Raw genomic sequence first — 19516 nt, 5'->3', positions numbered from 1 at the left:
GAAACATACTCAAGCTTTAATTCTTTCCTAACGTCTCTAGCAAGTTGATATAACTCACACTTCCGATATGCTTACCTTGCGCATCAACAATGGGTAGCGGGTAAGGTGAACGTGCTAATTGGTTATAGATATCGCCAATGTTTGTATCCGCAGGAACGGCTGCCACATCATCTAATAGGGCATCACTCAGTGTTAAATTTGCTTGAATATCTTTTTGTTTTATCAGAACATCTTCTAGAGATTTTGACGATACAACGCCCAAGAACTCAAGCTGCTGAGACAACACGAAAGCGTATTCTCTATCATTTTCACTCATTCGCTTTAATGCCGTACGTATACCCTGCCCTGGCGGAGTATCTGGTTTTAGAATTAAGGTAAGTTGACTGCGATGCGCAATATCACCAACCGTAAACACTTGACTGACATCCACCTCTCTAAAGAATGAGGAGACATACTCATTGGCAGGGTTATTAAGGATTTCATCAGGCGCTCCAACTTGAATGACCACACCATCTTGCATAATGGCAATACGATCACCAATTCGCATGGCTTCATCTAAATCGTGGGTGATAAATACGATGGTGCGTTTATCGTGCTGTTGTAACTTAAGTAGCTCATCTTGCATTTCGGTACGAATTAAAGGGTCTAAAGCAGAAAAAGCTTCATCCATCAATAATATATCTGGATCGTTCGCTAATGCGCGGGCAAGACCAACTCGTTGCTGCATCCCCCCAGACAGCTCATTTGGGTAGCTATTGGCGTTGGCGTCGAGTCCGACTTGTTTTAAAGCGATCATAGCTCGTTTATGCCGCAACTCTTCATCCATACCTGCAAGTTCAAGACCAAATGCTGCGTTTTGTAGGGTGGTTAAATGAGGCATTAATGCGAAGGATTGAAACACCATGCTCATCTTTTCACGGCGCGTCTGACGAAGTTTGTCATCATTCATTTTGACAACATCTTCCCCATCGACAAATACATTACCAGCAGTGGGTTCTATCAATCGATTTAATAAGCGTATGAGTGTAGATTTACCAGATCCAGACAAGCCCATTACAACAAAGATTTCACCTTCTTGAATGCTCAAACTGACATCATTGACCGCAACAGTGTTGCCTGTTTTAGCAAATATCTCATCTTTACTTTGTTGCTTATTGACAAGCTCTATGGCTTTTTTGGGATGTTCGCCAAAAATCTTGTATAGATTCCTGACTTCTAATTTTGGGAGAGTTAGGTTTGAATTACTATCAAGGGGTTTATGCGTTTTACTAATTTTTACGTCCACTTCTTTATCGAGCGATACATCCGACATAACTGAACCATATTCATTGAATTGTAAAGGACAGTAACATAATGTTAACGCTTTAACAAATCGGTACAGTCAAAAAAATATGGTTTTTGAGGATATAATATAGACAAAAACAAACATTTATTTGTAATAAAACTTCCTATCAAAATCTAAAAGTTATTAAGTTTATTAGTAAGTTTTTTTAAATATGATGACTAACAATAACTAGTAATGAAGATGTGACTTTAAGAAGTTCTAGTAACTATTATTTATTCGTCTATAAGTTAGTTATTAGTTACCTTACATATATATAAAAATGTAAAGAATAACTCAAAGGTTTGGTTAAGCTTGCTCAAATTCAAACCTATCCGCTTCTATATTACTCATAATTTTAGTAATTTGGTTTCTTGAGGCTTGTAAATATTTAAAATGTTTTTCGGGTTGAACCAAATATATGGACCGCTTTTCTTTATGCGGTTTATGAAATTGGCTCATAAATGGCTCATCGTCTGCATTGTGAGTTAACAACGTAAAGCTATACACTGGATCGTCAAAGTGAGAATTGTACTCATACATACCTGCTATCGTAAAGGGCACCTCGTTCTTCTGATAGATTCGTTGCCATTCATTCTCCTTAGGGTCATCGCTTTGATAATACGGCTCCATAAATGCTGACATTGGTACCAAGCAAAACTGATTTTGAGTAAAGGCAGGTCTAAAAGTTTTCTTATCTTCAATAGTCTCAATACGGGCATTGTAGGTGGCATAGTCAACTGGATTGCTCGCCCATTTCGGACTTAATCCAAATTGACCTTTTACGACTTGCAAACCATCTTCGGTAGAGATTATGATCGGGCAGAAATCTGCGGGGTATACTCTTTTTTTATATTTAAAGTCTAACTCTAATTGTTTATTTTCAATAATTTTCTGGATTTGATTAGGGCTTGCAGGTTCAAAGTTTGAGCACATATTACTTCCTTTAAGTTATAAACTAAGCCATTCACCTAACTGACCTGATGAAATATGATCGTATTAATTTTAAACGTTATATAAGTACTTTATCGATGTTAATTTAAAAAATATATTTGACAGCTTAGTAATATTCTATATAATACGCTCCTACATTCAGAGGTTATATATCTGTTGAGTGTACAGGAAATTCTTATTATTGGATTTTCTTTATAATACCTAATAAAGTTATTAAGTTTTTAGAATATCCTCTTTTAGTGATTTTCTCTTGCGAAGCTAAAAAGTCTCCCAGACTTTTTATTAACGCTTCTTAGGGTGATTAGCTCAGTTGGTAGAGCGTCTGCCTTACACGCAGAATGTCGGCGGTTCGAATCCGTCATCACCCACCACTTTATTAGTTAGTGGTTAAACTTACTAATGCGACTAGCAGCGGTAGTTCAGTTGGTTAGAATACCGGCCTGTCACGCCGGGGGTCGCGGGTTCGAGTCCCGTCCGCTGCGCCATCTTTAAAACTAGTTTAGTTGTGTTTATTTATAGCTTACTTAATAGTTTTGCCCCGCTAGATTATATCTAGCGGGGTTTTTTGTGCGTGTTATTTTAGTTGGATTATTTAAAGCCGTTATTAATTGCCTTGCTGGTACTGGTTTTTATAGGGACGGCCACATAGATAAGTCCTGCTGGCTGGTTATCAACCGCCACATACATCATCGTTTAACCCTTGCTACGACGACTATCTGCTTGGTCTGATAGTTGTTTATCGAACTGTTTAACCCTGTCTTTAATTTGTCATTACCAATTGCACGGCAATTAACCCATAGATGATTAGGTTTAATTTTTTGTTTTTATACATATTACGCATTAACGCTATCATGACTATTGCCATCATTGCGCCCATGTATAGTGCCATATAGGCTTGGGTTTCGCTAAAATAGACGTGATCCCAGATGTGGTTATTGAATTACATTATGATGTACATGATTAAGGTTGAGGTCAGAATCATCAGCGCAAACTTGGCATAAGGATTCATGCCAGAGTGCTGGCTTTGTAAGTGATTTGAATTAGTGTTATCCGAATGCGTATTTTGCTGTGTGGGTTGCATGAGTGTCTCCAAGCTTAATTTAATTATCAGCGATGCAATATTGAATATAAGTATTATGGTTTTAGTTTTATATTTGATCGTCTATTGAAGTGACATTCTCATAAACCTCAGTTGATCCGTCTTTATTCATTTGTAAGATGTCATAAGGCATAAATTTGTCTTGATATTCCATACCAGGGCTACCTACTGGCATACCAGGTACGCTAAGTCCAATGGCGTCGCTAGGCGGATTGGCAAGAAATTCGGCAATGTATTTGGCAGGAATATGCCCCTCAAAGACATAGCCGTCTTCGGTAACTGTGGTGTGACAGGAGCGCATATTTTGAGGTACGCCGTAGCGGTCTTTAAATAGATTTAGCTGCTTAGGATGTTGTACGCTGACTGTCATACCCGCATCTTCGGCATGGTCAATCCATTTTCCACAGCATCCGCAATTTGGGTCTTTGTACACGGTGGCTGAGACATTCATTAGCCCTTTGTTTTCACTTATAGTTAAGTCACTGTTTGCTTTATTGAGTGTCAATGTGTCATCAATAGCAGTATTCATGTTTTGATTAGATGATTCAGCTTTAATACTATTGATTGTATCCACATTATCAGTAGCGTTTGAAGCTACGCTTTCATCTTGACTACAAGCATATATAGACATGGACATCATTATTAGTGCCAATTGTCCTACTAGTTTTGTCTTATTGTTTGAAATACTTAAACCAAAACGCATCATAATTCACTCCAAAATGTTATTTGTTCTAGTATGTTAAGTACATTTTAAATTAAACCATCTGACTACGAGATGACAACAACATTACATTTTTGTCATCTACAACTCATTTATTAGGCAAACACTGACGATTGTCCTATTATATAAAGCATGTCACACATACATTAAGTTAAGGTATGCATGAAAATATTACTGGTAGAAGACGAAGCCAAACTTGCAGAATATATTGTTAAAGGACTGGGCGAGGCTGGGTTTGTCGTTGAGCATCAAGCAACAGGGTTGGATGGCTTTCATGCGCTGATGTCTGATGATTATAACGTAGTCATAATGGATGTTATGTTACCTGACATCAATGGATTTGAGATAGTCAAGCGTTACCGTGATGCAGGTTACTTTACACCTGTTATGTTTTTGACTGCCAAAGATAATTTGGTGGATAGGGTCAATGGTATCGAGATTGGTGGGGACGATTATTTAACCAAACCTTTTGCCTTTGCAGAATTATTAGTACGTATTAAAAGCCTGCTACGACGGGCAAATCAGTCGGATTTTCAAAGCACTATAAAGGAGTTTGCTGACCTAAAAGTAGATTTAGCGAAGCATAGTGTACACCGCGGTAATACCGCCATAAAATTGACCGCCAAAGAGTTTTCATTATTACGATTTATGCTAGAGCGTCAAGGCGAAGTCTTGCCCCGTTCGGTGATTGCATCGCAAGTATGGGATATAAATTTTGATAGTGATACCAATGTGATTGATGTAGCGATTCGGCGTCTGCGTAAAAAGGTTGATGATGGGTTTGAGTCGAAGCTAATTCATACGGTACGAGGTATGGGGTATAAATTGGATAACGAGAATAACTAAAATAGGGTTTATTACAACCTTTCATCTAACTCGTTTATCTACCCTCATTTAATAAGAATCCATGCACTATGAATACTAGAATATCCTTATTGTGGCGAACCGTTATATTACTCACCGTATTTGTGGTGATATCTCAAGTGATGGTTTATTTTTGGATTCAGCGTTCTGTCAAAAGCCATTTTGAGGTGATGGATGCAGAGATGTTAACCCACGCCGTATTCAATTTGCGAAAATCCAGTATAAATTCAGAAAACGTATTGCAAGACACCAATCAAGTTCATCGTCATAATGATGGGTTAGATTACACTATTAAAGTGTTTCAGTTTAATGGTAACGGTCAACTTATTACAGGTTCAAATACCAATTATAGTACCGATAACAGTTCAGAGTTCGAGAATATAAATAGGGTTAATATTAATGAGCTGAAAAACCAGTATGGTGATAAGCAGTTTGAATTACAGTTAGGCGATAGACCGTATCGCAGTATCATTATTACTCTTAACAACAGTATATATCTACTGGCATTACCAATTGACGTGCACCATATCTATTTAAACCAATTCACTTTTCAATTAAAGATCATACTATTTATGATCACCCTATTATTAGTGTCAATAGCGGCTTTAAGTGTGTATTGGGGTTTCTCGCCTCTAACTACCTTTATTCAACGTATGAAAAGCATTAACTTACAACAACTTGGCGAACGGATAACAGTATCTGATATGCCTAGTGAGCTTAGACCACTTGCTGAATCCTACAACATTATGATGTATGAGCTTGAGGACAATTTTAAATCACTTTCCCGGTTTTCAGACAATATTGTTCATGAGCTGCGCACGCCAATTGCTACTTTAACGACTCAAACTCAAGTTATGCTTAGTCAACCTAGAGAAACTGAGGAATATATAGAGCAATTACATCATCAGCTTGAAACCTTACAGCAATTGTCTGGCATGATAAACAATATGTTATTGCTGGCTAAAACTCAAAAGGGAATGAACTCAGAGCTATTAAAACCAATTAATATGCGAAGCTTAATCGGTCAACTTGTTGAGTATTATGAGTTGCTAGCAGAGGATAGGAATATTGTTTTATCTAAGTCGGGTTTATTTATAGAAGGCTCATCTGCTGAGTTGTCGTCTGTTAACGTAAAGGGTAATAATGGATTATTACAGCGGCTATTTTCTAATCTTATATCCAATGCCATTTATTATGCTAAGTCCAATAGTACCATTGAGATAGGCGCTAAGTTGGTTGAAGGTGTTGTTGAGAGAGTCATTAATAATAATCATCTAAGCGATACGCTTAATACTCAACCTATGCTGATTGTGACGATTACTAATAAAATTGCCGAACCGATGACACAAGCTGAAGCAAATCGGTTATTTGAGCGGTTTCATCGTCATGATAAAACGAGTCAATACTATTCAGGTACTGGATTAGGACTTTCAATAGTTCAAGCTATTGCCAACGCACACAACGGGGAGGTTAGCATTACCGTAAAAGACGAAGACTTTTTTGAAGTCGCTGTAAGTTTGTTAATTGCAGTCTAGAACACGTCTTATAATCAGTTCAATTGATCCTTTCATTTCAGTTAAACATTCAAAATAATTAAAACATATTAATCCTATACTATTAGATACATTATCGTTATCGACTATGCCATAAGTAGCTGTCATTGTAGTAAAAACATACTTATATAATGTTCCTCAACATCCAATGAACAACAGCCTTACTAAAGGATTAACTGTGATGACAGATAACACATCATTTAATCATCATGCCAAGTTTGTAGAAGAGCAGCAGTTCAAGAGTCTGTTGTCACGTTCTAATCACTATGCTCTATTTTTAGATATAGATGGTACCTTAGCGGAGTTCACGCTCGACCCTAAAGACAGTTTCATACCAAAGCAGACCCTAGATTTACTGAATAAGATTCTTAATATTGGTGTACCTATAGCGGCTGTTACAGGGCGTAGTTTGGGTGAAGCACAGCAGATGCTTTCACCTATAGATGTGTGTATCGCTGCGACACATGGCTTAGAAATTAATTTTAAACAAGACGGTAATACCGAAAGTCACAATTCACTAAGTCTATTCAATGATACATTTATAAATGAGCTCAATGAGATCAAATCATTTATCAAAGAATCAATAAAGCGGTATCCTAGCTTAGCTTTTGAAGACAAGCCCTACTCTTGTGCCTTACACTATCGCAAACATCCTGAATTACAAAACGTTGCTCATTCTATAATGAGAAAAACAGAAGCTAAATTTACTAATTGGATGCTTCAAAAAGGTAAATATGTGTTTGAGATAGTCCCTAAAGGTATCAATAAAGGCTCAGCCATTTTGACACTGCTTGAAGAATTTAATGCTGACAAACTTAAAGCTGAAAACTCAACTATTCAAACATTAAAAAATGGGTGTAATAAGAACCCAGTCGCGGACGATTTTAACACTCAAAATCAATTAGCTGACCCACCGCTATGCCCAATATTCTTTGGTGATGATGTGACAGATGAAGCAGGGTTCAAGGCCATACATTCTTACACAGAGGCTTCAAATGCGATAACTATCAAAGTTGGGGATGAACCTACTCATGCCAGCTATTATGTTAAAGATATCAATCAAGTACAGAGATTATTGGCGACCTTTTTAGAATTTATAGAGGCTCAGCATTTAACATCCAATCAATTAACATCCATTCAATTAACATCCAGTCATTTAACACCTAATAATGAACGTATCGGCTGTGCGTCTGAGTCGATTACAATGTTTGATTCAGCGTCTAATTTATCTGCAAAATCGGCATCTAAACCTATGTCTAAACGGATATCGAAGTCTGCTTTATGAGTCGTTTAATCGTATTATCGAACCGCGTTAAAATGCCACAAGATACACCGATGGCAGGCGGGTTGGCAGTTGCCCTTTGTGAAATTTTAAAACAAAGCTCAGGCATATGGATGGGATGGGACGGCGAGGTTATTGACGCTCCTACTCAAGTGAATAATATGGATGATGTAGACAGATTTACATATAAATCTATTCGCTCAAGCGATGACTATTCAAAACGTGATTTAGTATGCGACTTAGAAAATGGCTTAGAAGGTGGCTTTGAACGTGGCTTAGAACGTGGCTTTGAACGTGGCTTTGAACATGGCCAAGAAGGTCAGATAAATTACTTAACCACGCCTTTGACGTCAAGTCAGTATCAGCATTATTACTGTGGCTATGCAAACAACGTGCTGTGGCCAATGTTGCATGAGCAGCCAGAACTAATCAAAGATGATCCAAAAGATTTTGAAACCTTTCAATCCGTTAACAAGCTATTTGCCAAAAAGCTATATTCAATTATTGAGCCTAATGATGTCATTTGGGTGCATGATTATCATTTTATGAGTGTGGCATATTACTGCCGTAAACTTGGTATGGATAATCGTATAGGATTTTTCTTACACATCCCTTTTGCCCCTTTAAAGTATTGGCTGTCGATTAAATCGAGCGACATTCTTATTAGTCATTTCGCACATTATGATGTGATAGGCACTCAAACTTTAGCTGACAAACGTAACTGTGCAGAAGTGATCAAGTATTTTACAAAGTCTGATGATACTTTAGCAAACGATGATAACTTAAAATATAAAGATCAAACCCCAAATAAGCTAATCTTAAAGCTAGATTTAGAGTTTAATGATAAACATGCACATCATCTCATAATAGATACCTACCCTATAGGTATTAACGTCGGGAAAATAGAGCAGCAAGTCGCTCATTTAAATACTGATACTTTAGATGACTTACAAACGAATGAATCTACAAATGCGGATAAAAAGAGTAACTATCAGCAAATCATCGCTGTAGATCGAATTGATTATTCAAAAGGATTGGTTGAACGATTCGACAGCTTTCGCACTTTTTTTCAACATCATCCTGAATATGAACACCACTTACACCTATTGCAGATTGCGTGCCCTACCCGATTAGATCTGACTACGTATAGAGAGTTTTATCAAGATGTCAGATCTAGCGTTGTTAATATAAATAGATTTGATGTAGATAAACTTAATGTAAATAAACTTGAATTAGATAAATTTTATGTAAATAAATTTGAAGGTAATAAGCTCAATGATGACTCCAAAGAGCTTACCACCTGTTTAACAAATTCTGAATATAAAACAAACCTATTAAACTTAAAACCGCTTGATAGATTTAATATAAATTTAAAAAATACCATCACTAATTTGAAGTTTCACTACGTTTGGCAACCAGTCGTCTATAACGAACACGTATATAGTCATGAGAAACTTATGTCATTATTTTGGCACAGTAATATATGTTGGGTAAATTCGCTTAAAGATGGTATGAACCTCGTTGCTAAAGAGTTTATAGCGGCTCAAAATCCTCAAAACCCTGGGGTTTTAATTCTATCTTGTTATGCAGGTGCCAGTCATCAAATGCATGAGGCAGTTATTATCGATCCGCTGGACATAACGAGCGTCATGGATGGGCTCAAAAAAGCAATATCAATGCCGCTGATTGAGCGCAATCAGCGACATTCTAAGCTTTTAGAGGGTCTTAAGCAGCAGGATTTACAGTGGTGGCAAAACAAGTTTATGCACGATCTTCGTCAAGATTTTTATAACTTAAATAAGAGAGACACTTAAGCTTTAGCCTGATTAAGTTTAATTGATTTAAAATGGCTCTATTAAAAATGGATTAATATAAAAGCTCTATACGAATAGACTCTATGTAAATTGTTATTCACCAACTTAATATTATTGATAATGCAATAATTAAGGGCAGTATAGAATAAATAAGCGTCGTTAATAAAGGAATGGGACATGCACATTTTTAATGTAGACAATCAATTTTTGGATGACATCAAAGCAGGTATAAAAGAACAATTTCCCAAAATTGAAAACATAGCCTCTCATCCTACACTACAAATTGATGAAAAAATGAGACGTGAGTTGTTAGATATTTTGATCTCTTATTCGTCCAAGATACCGCATCCCGCCAGTGGATTTATCTCTAATTCAAATAAAAACCCTAAAGTGTTAAGCAATGACAGTTCAACGAGCGCTTCAAGCCTTCATTCTAATACCCTTCATTCTAATACCCTTTATTCTCAAACCCTTTGTTCTCAAACACTGCTTCGTTGGCAGATATTATCATATGTATCTGGTATCGATTTGACCCTGGCTAAGTGGTTTGAGTCTCATTTAGATGCGCTTAGTATTCTAGCTGAATTAAACTATGAACACTCTGCTACTGGCTTGTGGGCAGTATGGGCGGCAGATGGTCATCCAGAACCTATCGTTTATAACGATGGTATCATTGAGGGTAATAAAGCATGGTGCTCAGGGGCGCATATTGTTGACTATGGGTTAATGACGTACCGTGATGAATCAGGACAGTCAAACTTAGTAATTGTCGATATGAGTCGAGACGGTATCAAGATGGATAATAACCGCTGGCAAGCGGTAGGCATGAAGGACACCGATACGGCAACCCTTACGTTCAATAAAGTAGTGGCTACCAAAGTGGGTCAACCCAAAGACTATCTTGATAGAGTTGGATTTTGGCATGGTGCCGCAGGTGTAGCATCATGTTGGTACGGGGCCGCTATCAGTATTGCTAACTATTTAAGCACATCATTTCATCACAAACCCAACGATTACAAAGCCATGTATTTGGGTGACGTTAGTACCGCAGTTGCCGTGTCACAATCTTATTTATATCACACTGCTTACTTAATAGACTCAAATAGCAAGGTAAACCATGAAAGACAAATTCGCCAATTAAGAGCCAATATTGAGTCATTGGCAACACTGATTTTAACCACAGTAGGTAAAGCTTTAGGTGCTGCTCCATTTTGTGGTCATGCGCATTTTGCCACTCTATCGGCTGATTTAAGTGTGTTTATCCGTCAAAGTCATGCTGCATTTGATCTCAAGCGTATTGCTGAATTGGTTAATGAGTCGATAGCAGAAGAACAAAATTTATGGAATCTATAAATCAAACGTTCAAATTGGCGTTGCAGAAAACTGATTCTAATACAGCATGTTTAAATGCTGCTAAAAAGATGCAAGGTAGTCAAGTACTAGGCTTTGCTACAATTTTGATATCTTTAGGGAGAGAATAATGTCTAACCTAGTAGACGATGCATCAACTAACGAACCTCATCGTATTCATCCTATTGTGGGCGATCGAGTTATTGAAGGTCAAGGTACTAGCCGAGAAGCATGGCAGAACTGGCAAGGTTTGAGTGATTTACCCCGACTAAACGTGGCAGATCATTTTATATCTGAAGATAACTCAAAGCCTCGCATCTGTATATTTGCACCCCATCCCGATGATGAAATATTGGGTTGTGGCGGCTTACTACAGCAGTTGGCAGCCAATGATATTCCAATTTTAATCGTATATGTCACTAATGGCACCCAAAGTCATCCCGATTCAACCATTTACCCGCCGCATAAACTTAATGTTATAAGGCCGAATGAGAGCATGGCAGCCTTAGAAACATTAGGCATAGCATCTAAAGTAAAGACCTTATCTTTAGAGATTGAAGACGGTCAGGTACCTGGCCAACAAGCGCTATTAAAACGAAAGTTAGAGACAGTGGTGCAACCTCAAGATATTTTGGTAGCACCGTTTGCCCATGATGGTCATCCCGATCATGAAGTAACTGGGCAAACTGTGAGCGAATATGCAAAACAAAACGGGTTGAAATGCTATCAAGTGCTGATATGGGCTTGGCACTGGGCTAAGCCTAATGATGAGCGTATTCCTTGGCATAATGCTTATAGAGTTGATTTAGATACCCAACAAAACCAGCGAAAAGCTGATGCCATACACTGTTTTAAAAGTCAGATCAGCACCGATGAAAGCACGGGCAATGCGCCGATATTATCTGCCTATACTATTGACCGAATTAATCAGCCTTGGGAAGTATATATTTATGATCAATCCTGATAAACAGAAAACCACATATCCTAAAAACTATTTTGATAAATTGTATAATGAAAACGATGACCCGTGGGAGTATCAGACGCGCTGGTATGAAGCGCGCAAGCGAGAAATATGTTTATCCTTACTGCCTAAACCTCATTACAACAATGCGCTTGAGTTAGGCTGCGGCAATGGGGTGTTTAGTAAGCTGCTTGCAGCACGTTGTCATTCATTAACAAGTATTGATGCTAATGCAAAAGCCATTGAGCTCGCTGAGGATAATTTAAAACAAATTTCGCACATAAAACTCATTGAAGGTGTTATTCCTGATATTTTATTTAGTGCAAAAAATATGAAGGATGGTTTAAATGACGATCTAAAAACTGATTTGGATAATGACTTAAATAACCAATCATCAACCTATAGCGGCTCTTCATTCGATTTAATAGTGATTAGCGAGGTACTCTATTATTTGTCAGCGAGCGATATAGATATCGTCATAGATTGGGTATTAAAGCATTTAGCGATAGGCGGCACCCTAATATGTTGTCACTGGCGCTATGATATAGATGGGTTTGAGATGACTGGTGAACTGGTACATCAACGTTTGTATGATGCCTATAATAACCATAAATTAACTGAGTCTGACAATTTAAAATCATTAGATAATTCATCGCAATCGCTTCACTTTAACCTTACCCCTCAATCAAATCATCAATTGACGCATCAGAGCCGGTTGCAAGATAAAGACTTCTTAGTTGATGTTTGGGTGAATACATTAGAGACTGTCGCCATGCAAGAAGGGTTGACCAACTAGTTAGGGTATTAAATGACCTATCATGATATAAATTCAAATAGCAATAACAATAACAAACTATTGACACAGCCTTATGAATCTAAAGATGTGAATGTTCAAGTGCCTATTTTAGAAGCAACAGCTCTTACCCCACTCCTTGAGTCAGCTATTAAGATTGCCATAGTTATCCCAGCTCACAATGAAGCGAATACCATTAACGACTGTCTAGACGCTATTAAAATAGCTATTAAAGCGTTGCCTCCTACCATCCATGCTTATCCGATTGTGGTGCTTGACTCTTGTACCGATAATACACTTAATCTCGTCAAAGCCGCAGGAGTTGAGTATTTAACCTGTGAATATAAGTGTGTGGGAAAAGTCAGAGACGCTGGAATACGTCATGCAATTGAGTCTGATGCAACTTGGATATCATGTACCGATGCAGATTCCACCGTTGACGAAAATTGGCTATACCAGCAAATGGTGCATCATATTCAAGATAGTGCTGAGATGGTTTGCGGCGTGGTTTCGATAGATAAATGGGAGCACCTACAACCTCAAACCAAAATAAACTATTTGACTCATTATAATGACAGTATGAATCACCACCATATACACGGCGCTAACATAAGCTTTACTAGCGACGCCTATGTTAACGTGGGCGGTTTTGATACTTTAAAGTGTCATGAAGATGTGGCACTGGTCGAAAAATTTAAGACTCACGGCTATCAAATTATATGGACGAATAAAGTACGGGTCACGACAAGTAGTCGTTTACAAGTCAGAACCAAAGGCGGATTTGCAACCTTTTTAAATAATCTTGAAAGCGGAAGCTCACAACCTTGAAAATAAATTAAATAATACGATGTATATAGTGAGGGTTACGAAAATAAGGAGATAAAAATGAAAACTTATACCAACAAAACCATGACAACTAATAGGATTCAAAGCACTTTACAAACCTCCACCACCAAAAAACTTGTGGTGGCGAGCTTGTGTTCTACGGCGCTTTTATTAGGCGCATGTAAACCCAACACAGACAACGAACCCACTGTAGATACGACAAGCGATACAGACACAGCCACTGTAGACGACGTAGAGCCAAGTAGTCCTACTGCGAAAACGGTAGATATGGACCGTGATGACGATCATGATATGTCGGATATTAAAGCGACTACTGAATTTGGCGAAGAATACGTTGATAGCATGTATGATATGCATGAAGATATGATGGAGGGCATGCAGGCCAATTATGCCGATGTAGCATTTGTTAAAGGCATGCTCCCCCATCATGAAGGCGCAGTAGAGATGGCGGAAATACAATTAGAATACGGCAAAGATGAGACCATGCGCCAATTAGCGTCCAATATTATCAGAACGCAAAATGCTGAAATTGAGCAAATGGATAACTGGCTAGATAACCATCCTGATACCCCTGTTCAGGAATATACCGCTGAGATGCATCAAGCTTATAGCGATGGCATGAACGCTATGCATGGGGATATGATGGAGGGAATATTAGATCCTGATCCAGATATGGCCTTTGCTAAAGGCATGTTGCCGCATCACCGTGGTGCCATAGATATGGCCGAAGTTCAGCTTAAATATGGTAAAGACGATGACATGCTGAAACTGGCTCAAACTATTATCGATGCTCAAAATCAAGAAATCGAGTTAATGCAAAACTGGATCGATCAGCATTCGTAAAATTATTTTAATAATCGGTATAGTTAAATTACGATATTTTTGAAGGCATATTGGAGTGAAAATATTGTATGGTTGCTATCGCAAATCATTGATATATATGATATTGAAACAATCCAACTAAACGAATTTTAGGATAAACTATATCAATCTAACAAAACCAACAATTGATGTTTTTAGCAACGTATACTTTGATATAACTTGGACAATAAGTCTTTAGTCAATAAACAAAAAAACTCCGCATTGTTGAGGAGTTTTTTTGTATTTTTAGAGCATAGGTACGGTTAAAGATACAAGTCAGTCACTTAACTACTTTAGTTTATTATTTTTTAGCCATTCTACATTGAGCTGTTTTACGGCATCAATTTCAGCATCCATATATTCCTTACTCTTACCAGGGTTTCTGTTTAAAGAATAAAGGTATAAAGCTAAGCCTAATATGATCCATCCAATAAAGATTACCCATTCAATGCCAGTTAACGCAGACGGCATACCTGGCATATAAAGTACTAATAATCCCAAACTTAGTATGATAGTTATAATACCTAACACTTTACCTGCAGGTACTTTAAATGGTCTTACCATATCAGGTTCGCGGTAGCGCAAGACTAAAAAGGAGATCGCAACACAGGTATAGGCAATAACAATACCAAAGCCACCTGCATCAACTATCCAAACAAGCATCTTGCGACCAAACAAAGGTGCGAGCGTAGCAAGTCCGCCGATTAGTAAAATGGCATTCACAGGCGTATTGTACTTTGGATGTAGCTTGGCCAAAAAGCTTGGTAACATATGCGACTTCGCCATTGCAAACATCAAACGGCTACCACCGACCAAAAATGCATTCCAGCTCGATAAAATACCTAACACGCCACCGATGACTAATAGTACCCCTGCCCACTTACCATTCCAAGCATTGGTCATGGCATCGGCAGTCGCTAATGTTGACTCTTTAGCTTCTGCAAGGGGTAAAGTACGTCCCACACTCCAAGCCACACCGGCATACCATGCTACGGCAACTATGAGAGATACTATCAAAAAGATACCAATCTTTGGACGGGTTAAATCAATTTCTTCAGCAGCCTGAGGAATAACATCAAATCCTACAAACATGAACGGAACCATAATTATAACTGCCATGATACCACCAGCACCGCCTATGAATGCAGGGGTTTGAGCGGCACTTTGATCAGGGCTATAAAGTATAGCACCTACAATAAGTAACGTACCCACACATAAAATACCGGTGACTGCTAGCTTTTGAAACCATGCACTCACCTTCACCCCGCGTATATTAAGCCATGTCACAAGTATGGACCCAATCATACCTACTATAGCCCAAGAGGCATAAACATCCCATCCTGCAACATTCCAAAGTTTACCTTGATTAAAGTTAGGGATAAGATATTCGATTACCGTCGGTAACGCCACAGCTTCAAACGCCACAACTGACAGGTAACCAAATAAAATACTCCACGAACATATAAAGGAAGCATGAACTCCTAATGCTCGATGCGTATAAGTATGTTCTCCGCCTGTGATGGGCATTGAAGCAGCGAGCTCTGCATAAGTGATACCGATACAGATAACCGCCAAACCGCCAATTAAAAAAGCTAGGACTGCGCCCCATATCCCAGCAGACAGCACCCAGCCACCTGCGAGAACTACCCATCCCCAACCTACCATAGCGCCGAACGCTAAGGCCACAATATCGACCATTCCTAAAGTTTTCTTTAATCCAGACATCTTTCTCTCCTTGATAGTATCTGTTATAGCGCTCTTAACTAATGATAAGAGTATGATTCAATAATGACAATTCAATCACCCACAAAGCAACCTATTAGATCACAGCTTTAATAACATCCAGACCTTCTTGTAAAACCTCATCTGAGACAGTTAGTGGCACCATAATACGTATCGCATTGCCATGACGACCACAAGAGGCTAATAATAAGCCCTTTTCAAACGCATCGGCTCTTAATTTTGCAGTTGTTTGCGCATCAGGGTTACCTTCAGAATCAACAATATCAAAAGCAAGCATCGCACCTTTGTGACGAATATTGCCTATCTTATTACTATTCAGATTTTTCAAGAATTCAGCTATACGGTCACCAATAACGTTACTACGCTCAAGTAAGTTTTCTTCCTCGATCACTTCTATAACAGCTAGCGCCGCCACACAGCCTAGAGGATTACCAGAATACGTACCGCCCAACCCGCCTGGTTGAGGCGCGTCCATAACCTCAGCGCGTCCAATAACCGCTGATATTGGATAACCACCGGCTAAGCTTTTAGCACTGGTCATCATATCTGGCTCAACCCCTAGTTGCTCAGTTGCAAATAAGGTGCCTGTACGTCCAAAACAGGTTTGGACTTCATCAAAGATCAATAAGATGCCATGCTCATCGCAGATTTTGCGTAATGCTTTGGCAAATGATGGCGTAACTTGATGGAATCCGCCCTCACCCTGAACAGGCTCTATAATCATGGCTGCCACATCACTGGGATGAATACAAGATTGGAAGATCGTCTCGATACTCTCTAAAGCTTGCTCCTCAGTCACACCCAATTCTGGCGCAGGGAATAGTGCATGATAGATTGATGCAGGCATAGGCCCGAAGTTATTTTTGTAAGGGATGACTTTTCCAGTTAAGCCCATGCACATATGAGTACGTCCATGCCAGCCGCCTGCAAATGAGATAACGCCATAGCGACCAGTGCTCGCACGAGCAATTTTCATGGTGTTTTCTACCGCTTCTGCACCCGTGGTGAAAAATACTGCTTTTTTATCGCCGTTAATCGGCGCAAGCTCACAAAGTTTTTCAGCCAAGCTGACATAACTCTCATAGCTGACAATTTGCGCCGCAGTGTGCGTAAATTTATCTAATTGTTCACGTACACGTTCAGTGATTTTTGGATGGTTATGACCTGTGTTAAGTACAGAAATTCCGCCAATAAAGTCGATATAGCGATTGCCTTCAACATCCCATAACTCAGAGTTCAATGCTTTTTCTGCAAATACAGGAAATGCAACACCAAGTCCGTTTGGTAAAACCGCTTTGCGGCGTTCTAATAAAGATTGATTCGTTAGATTGCTCATAGCCACATCCTTTGTAATTTGATGCCAATGCATCCTTAATTCAGTATTATTGTTTGTCTTAATTAATGAATTGTTCTATAAAATAACGTTTAATGTTCATTTTTAAGATTGCGTATAAAAAAAACTTAGCTTGGAGACTGTTCCAATTTATAGTAGATCTTTATTGATTTAATCCAATTAAACCACCTCATTGCAACCAAACTTTCAAAGAGTAATCATTACAACATTAACTTTTGAGAAGTTTGTATTAAACAAGCTTCAATTAATCAGGTTTAATTTAACCAAGCTCTTGAGCCCAGTACTTAATGCTCACATACTCATCAATACCATATTTGGACCCTTCACGGCCAAAGCCAGATTGTTTTACCCCGCCAAATGGTGCCACTTCAGTTGACAAAATACCTGTATTTTGACCAACCATACCGTATTCCAAACCTTCACTCACTCTCCACGAGCGTGCCAAATCATGGCTATAAAAATACGCTGCAAGCCCAAAAATTGTATCGTTGGCTTTTTTTATAACTTCTTCTTCGTTATTAAAAGTAAAGATAGTTGTGATTGGTCCAAAAATCTCTTCATGCGCAATGTCCATATCTTGTGTCACATTGCTAATCACGGTTGGATTCATCGTTAATTCGGAGGCCTCGTTTAGATCGCCACCTGCTAATAATTCAGCACCCTTGTCTAATGCGTCTTTAAGAAGATCGGTTACTTTTTCTAGCGCACTCTTATTAATAAGTGGCCCGATATCAACACCTTCTTTTAGTCCATCGCCAACGGTTAAGGTTCTTACTTTCTGTAAAAATACGGTTAAGAACTCTTCTTTAATTGCTTCATGCACATAAATTCTATTCGCACAAACACAGGTTTGACCCGCATTGCGATATTTGGCAGCGATAAGGCCATCAGCCGCTTTTTCTAAATCGGCATCATCAAATACAATAAATGGTGCATTGCCACCAAGCTCTAATGACAGTTTTTTTATAGTTGGTGCACATTGCGCCATCAGTGTGCGTCCTACCTCAGTTGATCCGGTAAATGATAGCTTATGGACACGTTTGTCTGAGGTAAGTACGTCACCAATGACAGCTGACTTACCCGTAACAATTTGCAGGACACCTTTTGGAATACCAGCTTGTATAGCAAGCTCTCCTATGGCTAATGCAGATAAAGGAGTTTCGGTCGCAGGCTTAACTATCATGGTACAACCTGCTGCTAATGCAGGCGCAGCTTTACGTGTAATCATGGCCGAAGGAAAGTTCCAAGGTGTAATGGCCGCGCATACGCCTACTGGCTGCTTTAGAACGGTAATACGCTGTGAAGATTTGGTGGCTGGTATGACATCACCGTATACACGTTTACCCTCTTCACTAAACCAGCGAATAAAACTGTTTGCATAAGTAATTTCACCGCGCGATTCTTTTAGCGGCTTACCTTGCTCTGCGGTCATAATAACTGCCAAATCTTCATGATTCTCATCAATGAGATCTGCCCATTTATTAAGTAACTTGCCACGTTCAGCTGCGGTCATTTTTGCCCAGCTTCGCTGTGCAGATTCTGAATCACTGACGGCTTGTTCAACTTGTGACTGAGTCAGACTAGGAACGTGACCTATTTTTTCACCATTATAAGGATTCAAAACATCTATAGATGCTTCATCTTCTGCGGAGATCCAGCCAGTACCAACTAGACATTGAGACTTTAGTAAATGTTTATTTTTTAGATTTATCATTTTAACCGTCCTTGAGATTGCAATGTTATTGACTTTAAATAGCTATTGTATTGATATAAGTAAGTTTTAAATTTTTTAAACGAAATGAACAGTAACTGCTAAAACCTTTTTTAAATTGAAATAATATATTCTAAATAAAAGGTAAAAATGATATAATTCAATATATTGAATTCATATTTCATATACAAGATGAATTATTATAGGTATAAACTTATTTATAATGCAATACCATTATTGAAGTTTATTTTAGATGAATCATACTAATAAGATTGACGAATAATTTTGC

Annotated in this window: 16 protein-coding genes and 2 tRNA genes; 11 read left to right on the top strand and 7 right to left on the bottom strand. The window is 38.5% G+C overall.

Annotated elements, in window-relative coordinates:
• Nucleotides 1-16 precede the first annotated feature (16 nt).
• Both proV and AC21OH_RS03725 read right to left on the bottom strand, forming a co-directional pair.
• On the bottom strand, nt 17-1312 hold the full coding sequence (gene proV / locus AC21OH_RS03730; RefSeq protein ID WP_487371060.1) for a glycine betaine/L-proline ABC transporter ATP-binding protein ProV: 1296 nt from the start codon (nt 1310-1312) through the stop codon (nt 17-19).
• Between the two features lie 318 nt (nt 1313-1630).
• The gene (locus tag AC21OH_RS03725; protein ID WP_487371061.1) at nt 1631-2257 is read right to left on the bottom strand and encodes an SOS response-associated peptidase family protein; all 627 of its coding nucleotides are present in this window, start codon (nt 2255-2257) and stop codon (nt 1631-1633) included.
• A gap of 313 nt (nt 2258-2570) precedes the next feature.
• Here AC21OH_RS03725 and AC21OH_RS03720 point away from each other — a divergent pair.
• Nucleotides 2571-2646 (top strand) — tRNA-Val (locus AC21OH_RS03720).
• Nucleotides 2647-2683: 37 nt separating this feature from the next.
• Nucleotides 2684-2760: transfer RNA gene (locus AC21OH_RS03715), tRNA-Asp, on the top strand.
• 455 nt (nt 2761-3215) lie between these two features.
• Here the strand turns inward: AC21OH_RS03715 and AC21OH_RS03710 are convergent.
• Together AC21OH_RS03710 and AC21OH_RS03705 are read right to left on the bottom strand one after the other, a co-directional pair.
• Entirely contained in the window at nt 3216-3356 is a 141-nt protein-coding gene (locus tag AC21OH_RS03710) for a hypothetical protein (RefSeq protein WP_487371062.1), read from the bottom strand.
• A 67-nt stretch (nt 3357-3423) separates the two neighbouring features.
• Nucleotides 3424-4080, bottom strand: a complete 657-nt coding sequence (locus tag AC21OH_RS03705) for a DUF411 domain-containing protein (protein WP_487371063.1) — start codon at nt 4078-4080, stop codon at nt 3424-3426.
• Nucleotides 4081-4257: 177 nt separating this feature from the next.
• Between AC21OH_RS03705 and AC21OH_RS03700 the strand changes: the two genes are divergently transcribed.
• The 9 genes from AC21OH_RS03700 (at nt 4258) to copM (ending at nt 14401) form a co-directional block, all read left to right on the top strand.
• Nucleotides 4258-4941 carry a heavy metal response regulator transcription factor gene (locus AC21OH_RS03700; RefSeq protein WP_486536455.1) on the top strand — a complete coding sequence of 228 codons (684 nt, stop codon included), beginning with the start codon at nt 4258-4260 and terminating at the stop codon, nt 4939-4941.
• Between the two features lie 68 nt (nt 4942-5009).
• Entirely contained in the window at nt 5010-6494 is a 1485-nt protein-coding gene (locus tag AC21OH_RS03695) for an ATP-binding protein (RefSeq protein ID WP_487371064.1), read from the top strand.
• 199 nt (nt 6495-6693) lie between these two features.
• Nucleotides 6694-7797, top strand: a complete 1104-nt coding sequence (gene otsB / locus AC21OH_RS03690) for a trehalose-phosphatase (RefSeq protein ID WP_487371065.1) — start codon at nt 6694-6696, stop codon at nt 7795-7797.
• Entirely contained in the window at nt 7794-9608 is a 1815-nt protein-coding gene (locus AC21OH_RS03685) for an alpha,alpha-trehalose-phosphate synthase (UDP-forming) (protein WP_487371066.1), read from the top strand. Before otsB ends, AC21OH_RS03685 begins: the two co-directional genes overlap by 4 nt.
• Before the next feature lie 177 nt (nt 9609-9785).
• A complete protein-coding gene (locus tag AC21OH_RS03680; protein ID WP_487371067.1) occupies nt 9786-10961 on the top strand; it encodes an acyl-CoA dehydrogenase family protein in 1176 nt (391 codons plus the stop codon).
• Nucleotides 10962-11088: 127 nt separating this feature from the next.
• Entirely contained in the window at nt 11089-11922 is an 834-nt protein-coding gene (locus tag AC21OH_RS03675) for a PIG-L deacetylase family protein (RefSeq protein WP_487371069.1), read from the top strand.
• Nucleotides 11909-12715: a class I SAM-dependent DNA methyltransferase gene (locus AC21OH_RS03670; RefSeq protein ID WP_487371070.1), complete on the top strand. Its 807-nt coding sequence runs from the start codon at nt 11909-11911 to the stop codon at nt 12713-12715. The genes AC21OH_RS03675 and AC21OH_RS03670 overlap by 14 nt, the downstream gene beginning before the upstream one ends.
• A 147-nt stretch (nt 12716-12862) precedes the next feature.
• On the top strand, nt 12863-13540 hold the full coding sequence (locus AC21OH_RS03665) for a glycosyltransferase family 2 protein (RefSeq protein WP_487371075.1): 678 nt from the start codon (nt 12863-12865) through the stop codon (nt 13538-13540).
• 57 nt (nt 13541-13597) lie between these two features.
• The gene (gene copM / locus AC21OH_RS03660; protein WP_487371071.1) at nt 13598-14401 is read left to right on the top strand and encodes a CopM family metallochaperone; all 804 of its coding nucleotides are present in this window, start codon (nt 13598-13600) and stop codon (nt 14399-14401) included.
• 306 nt (nt 14402-14707) lie between these two features.
• Here copM and AC21OH_RS03655 read toward each other — a convergent pair whose 3' ends face one another.
• The 3 genes from AC21OH_RS03655 to AC21OH_RS03645 form a co-directional block, all read right to left on the bottom strand.
• Entirely contained in the window at nt 14708-16144 is a 1437-nt protein-coding gene (locus tag AC21OH_RS03655; protein ID WP_487371072.1) for an APC family permease, read from the bottom strand.
• A gap of 94 nt (nt 16145-16238) precedes the next feature.
• Complete coding sequence (gene gabT / locus AC21OH_RS03650) at nt 16239-17498, bottom strand: 4-aminobutyrate--2-oxoglutarate transaminase (protein ID WP_487371073.1); 1260 nt, start codon at nt 17496-17498, stop codon at nt 16239-16241.
• A 277-nt stretch (nt 17499-17775) separates the two neighbouring features.
• Nucleotides 17776-19230, bottom strand: coding sequence for an NAD-dependent succinate-semialdehyde dehydrogenase (locus AC21OH_RS03645; RefSeq protein WP_487371074.1), 1455 nt, complete (start codon nt 19228-19230; stop codon nt 17776-17778).
• Nucleotides 19231-19516: the final 286 nt, after the last annotated feature.

The organism is Psychrobacter sp. CX10, from assembly GCF_057621575.2.
This window is presented reverse-complemented; position numbering and strand designations above follow the sequence as displayed.

Excerpts from the sequence above, each read along its gene's own strand:
- copM (WP_487371071.1), top strand. The coding sequence starts at position 13,598 with ATGAAAACTTATACCAACAAAACCATGACAACTAATAGGATTCAAAGC.
- AC21OH_RS03645 (WP_487371074.1), bottom strand. The coding sequence starts at position 19,230 with ATGATAAATCTAAAAAATAAACATTTACTAAAGTCTCAATGTCTAGTT.
- AC21OH_RS03695 (WP_487371064.1), top strand. The coding sequence starts at position 5,010 with ATGAATACTAGAATATCCTTATTGTGGCGAACCGTTATATTACTCACC.
- AC21OH_RS03670 (WP_487371070.1), top strand. The coding sequence starts at position 11,909 with ATGATCAATCCTGATAAACAGAAAACCACATATCCTAAAAACTATTTT.
- AC21OH_RS03675 (WP_487371069.1), top strand. The coding sequence starts at position 11,089 with ATGTCTAACCTAGTAGACGATGCATCAACTAACGAACCTCATCGTATT.
- proV (WP_487371060.1), bottom strand. The coding sequence starts at position 1,312 with ATGTCGGATGTATCGCTCGATAAAGAAGTGGACGTAAAAATTAGTAAA.
- AC21OH_RS03705 (WP_487371063.1), bottom strand. The coding sequence starts at position 4,080 with ATGATGCGTTTTGGTTTAAGTATTTCAAACAATAAGACAAAACTAGTA.
- AC21OH_RS03725 (WP_487371061.1), bottom strand. The coding sequence starts at position 2,257 with ATGTGCTCAAACTTTGAACCTGCAAGCCCTAATCAAATCCAGAAAATT.
- AC21OH_RS03700 (WP_486536455.1), top strand. The coding sequence starts at position 4,258 with ATGAAAATATTACTGGTAGAAGACGAAGCCAAACTTGCAGAATATATT.
- AC21OH_RS03655 (WP_487371072.1), bottom strand. The coding sequence starts at position 16,144 with ATGTCTGGATTAAAGAAAACTTTAGGAATGGTCGATATTGTGGCCTTA.
- AC21OH_RS03680 (WP_487371067.1), top strand. The coding sequence starts at position 9,786 with ATGCACATTTTTAATGTAGACAATCAATTTTTGGATGACATCAAAGCA.
- AC21OH_RS03710 (WP_487371062.1), bottom strand. The coding sequence starts at position 3,356 with ATGCAACCCACACAGCAAAATACGCATTCGGATAACACTAATTCAAAT.
- AC21OH_RS03685 (WP_487371066.1), top strand. The coding sequence starts at position 7,794 with ATGAGTCGTTTAATCGTATTATCGAACCGCGTTAAAATGCCACAAGAT.
- otsB (WP_487371065.1), top strand. The coding sequence starts at position 6,694 with ATGACAGATAACACATCATTTAATCATCATGCCAAGTTTGTAGAAGAG.
- gabT (WP_487371073.1), bottom strand. The coding sequence starts at position 17,498 with ATGAGCAATCTAACGAATCAATCTTTATTAGAACGCCGCAAAGCGGTT.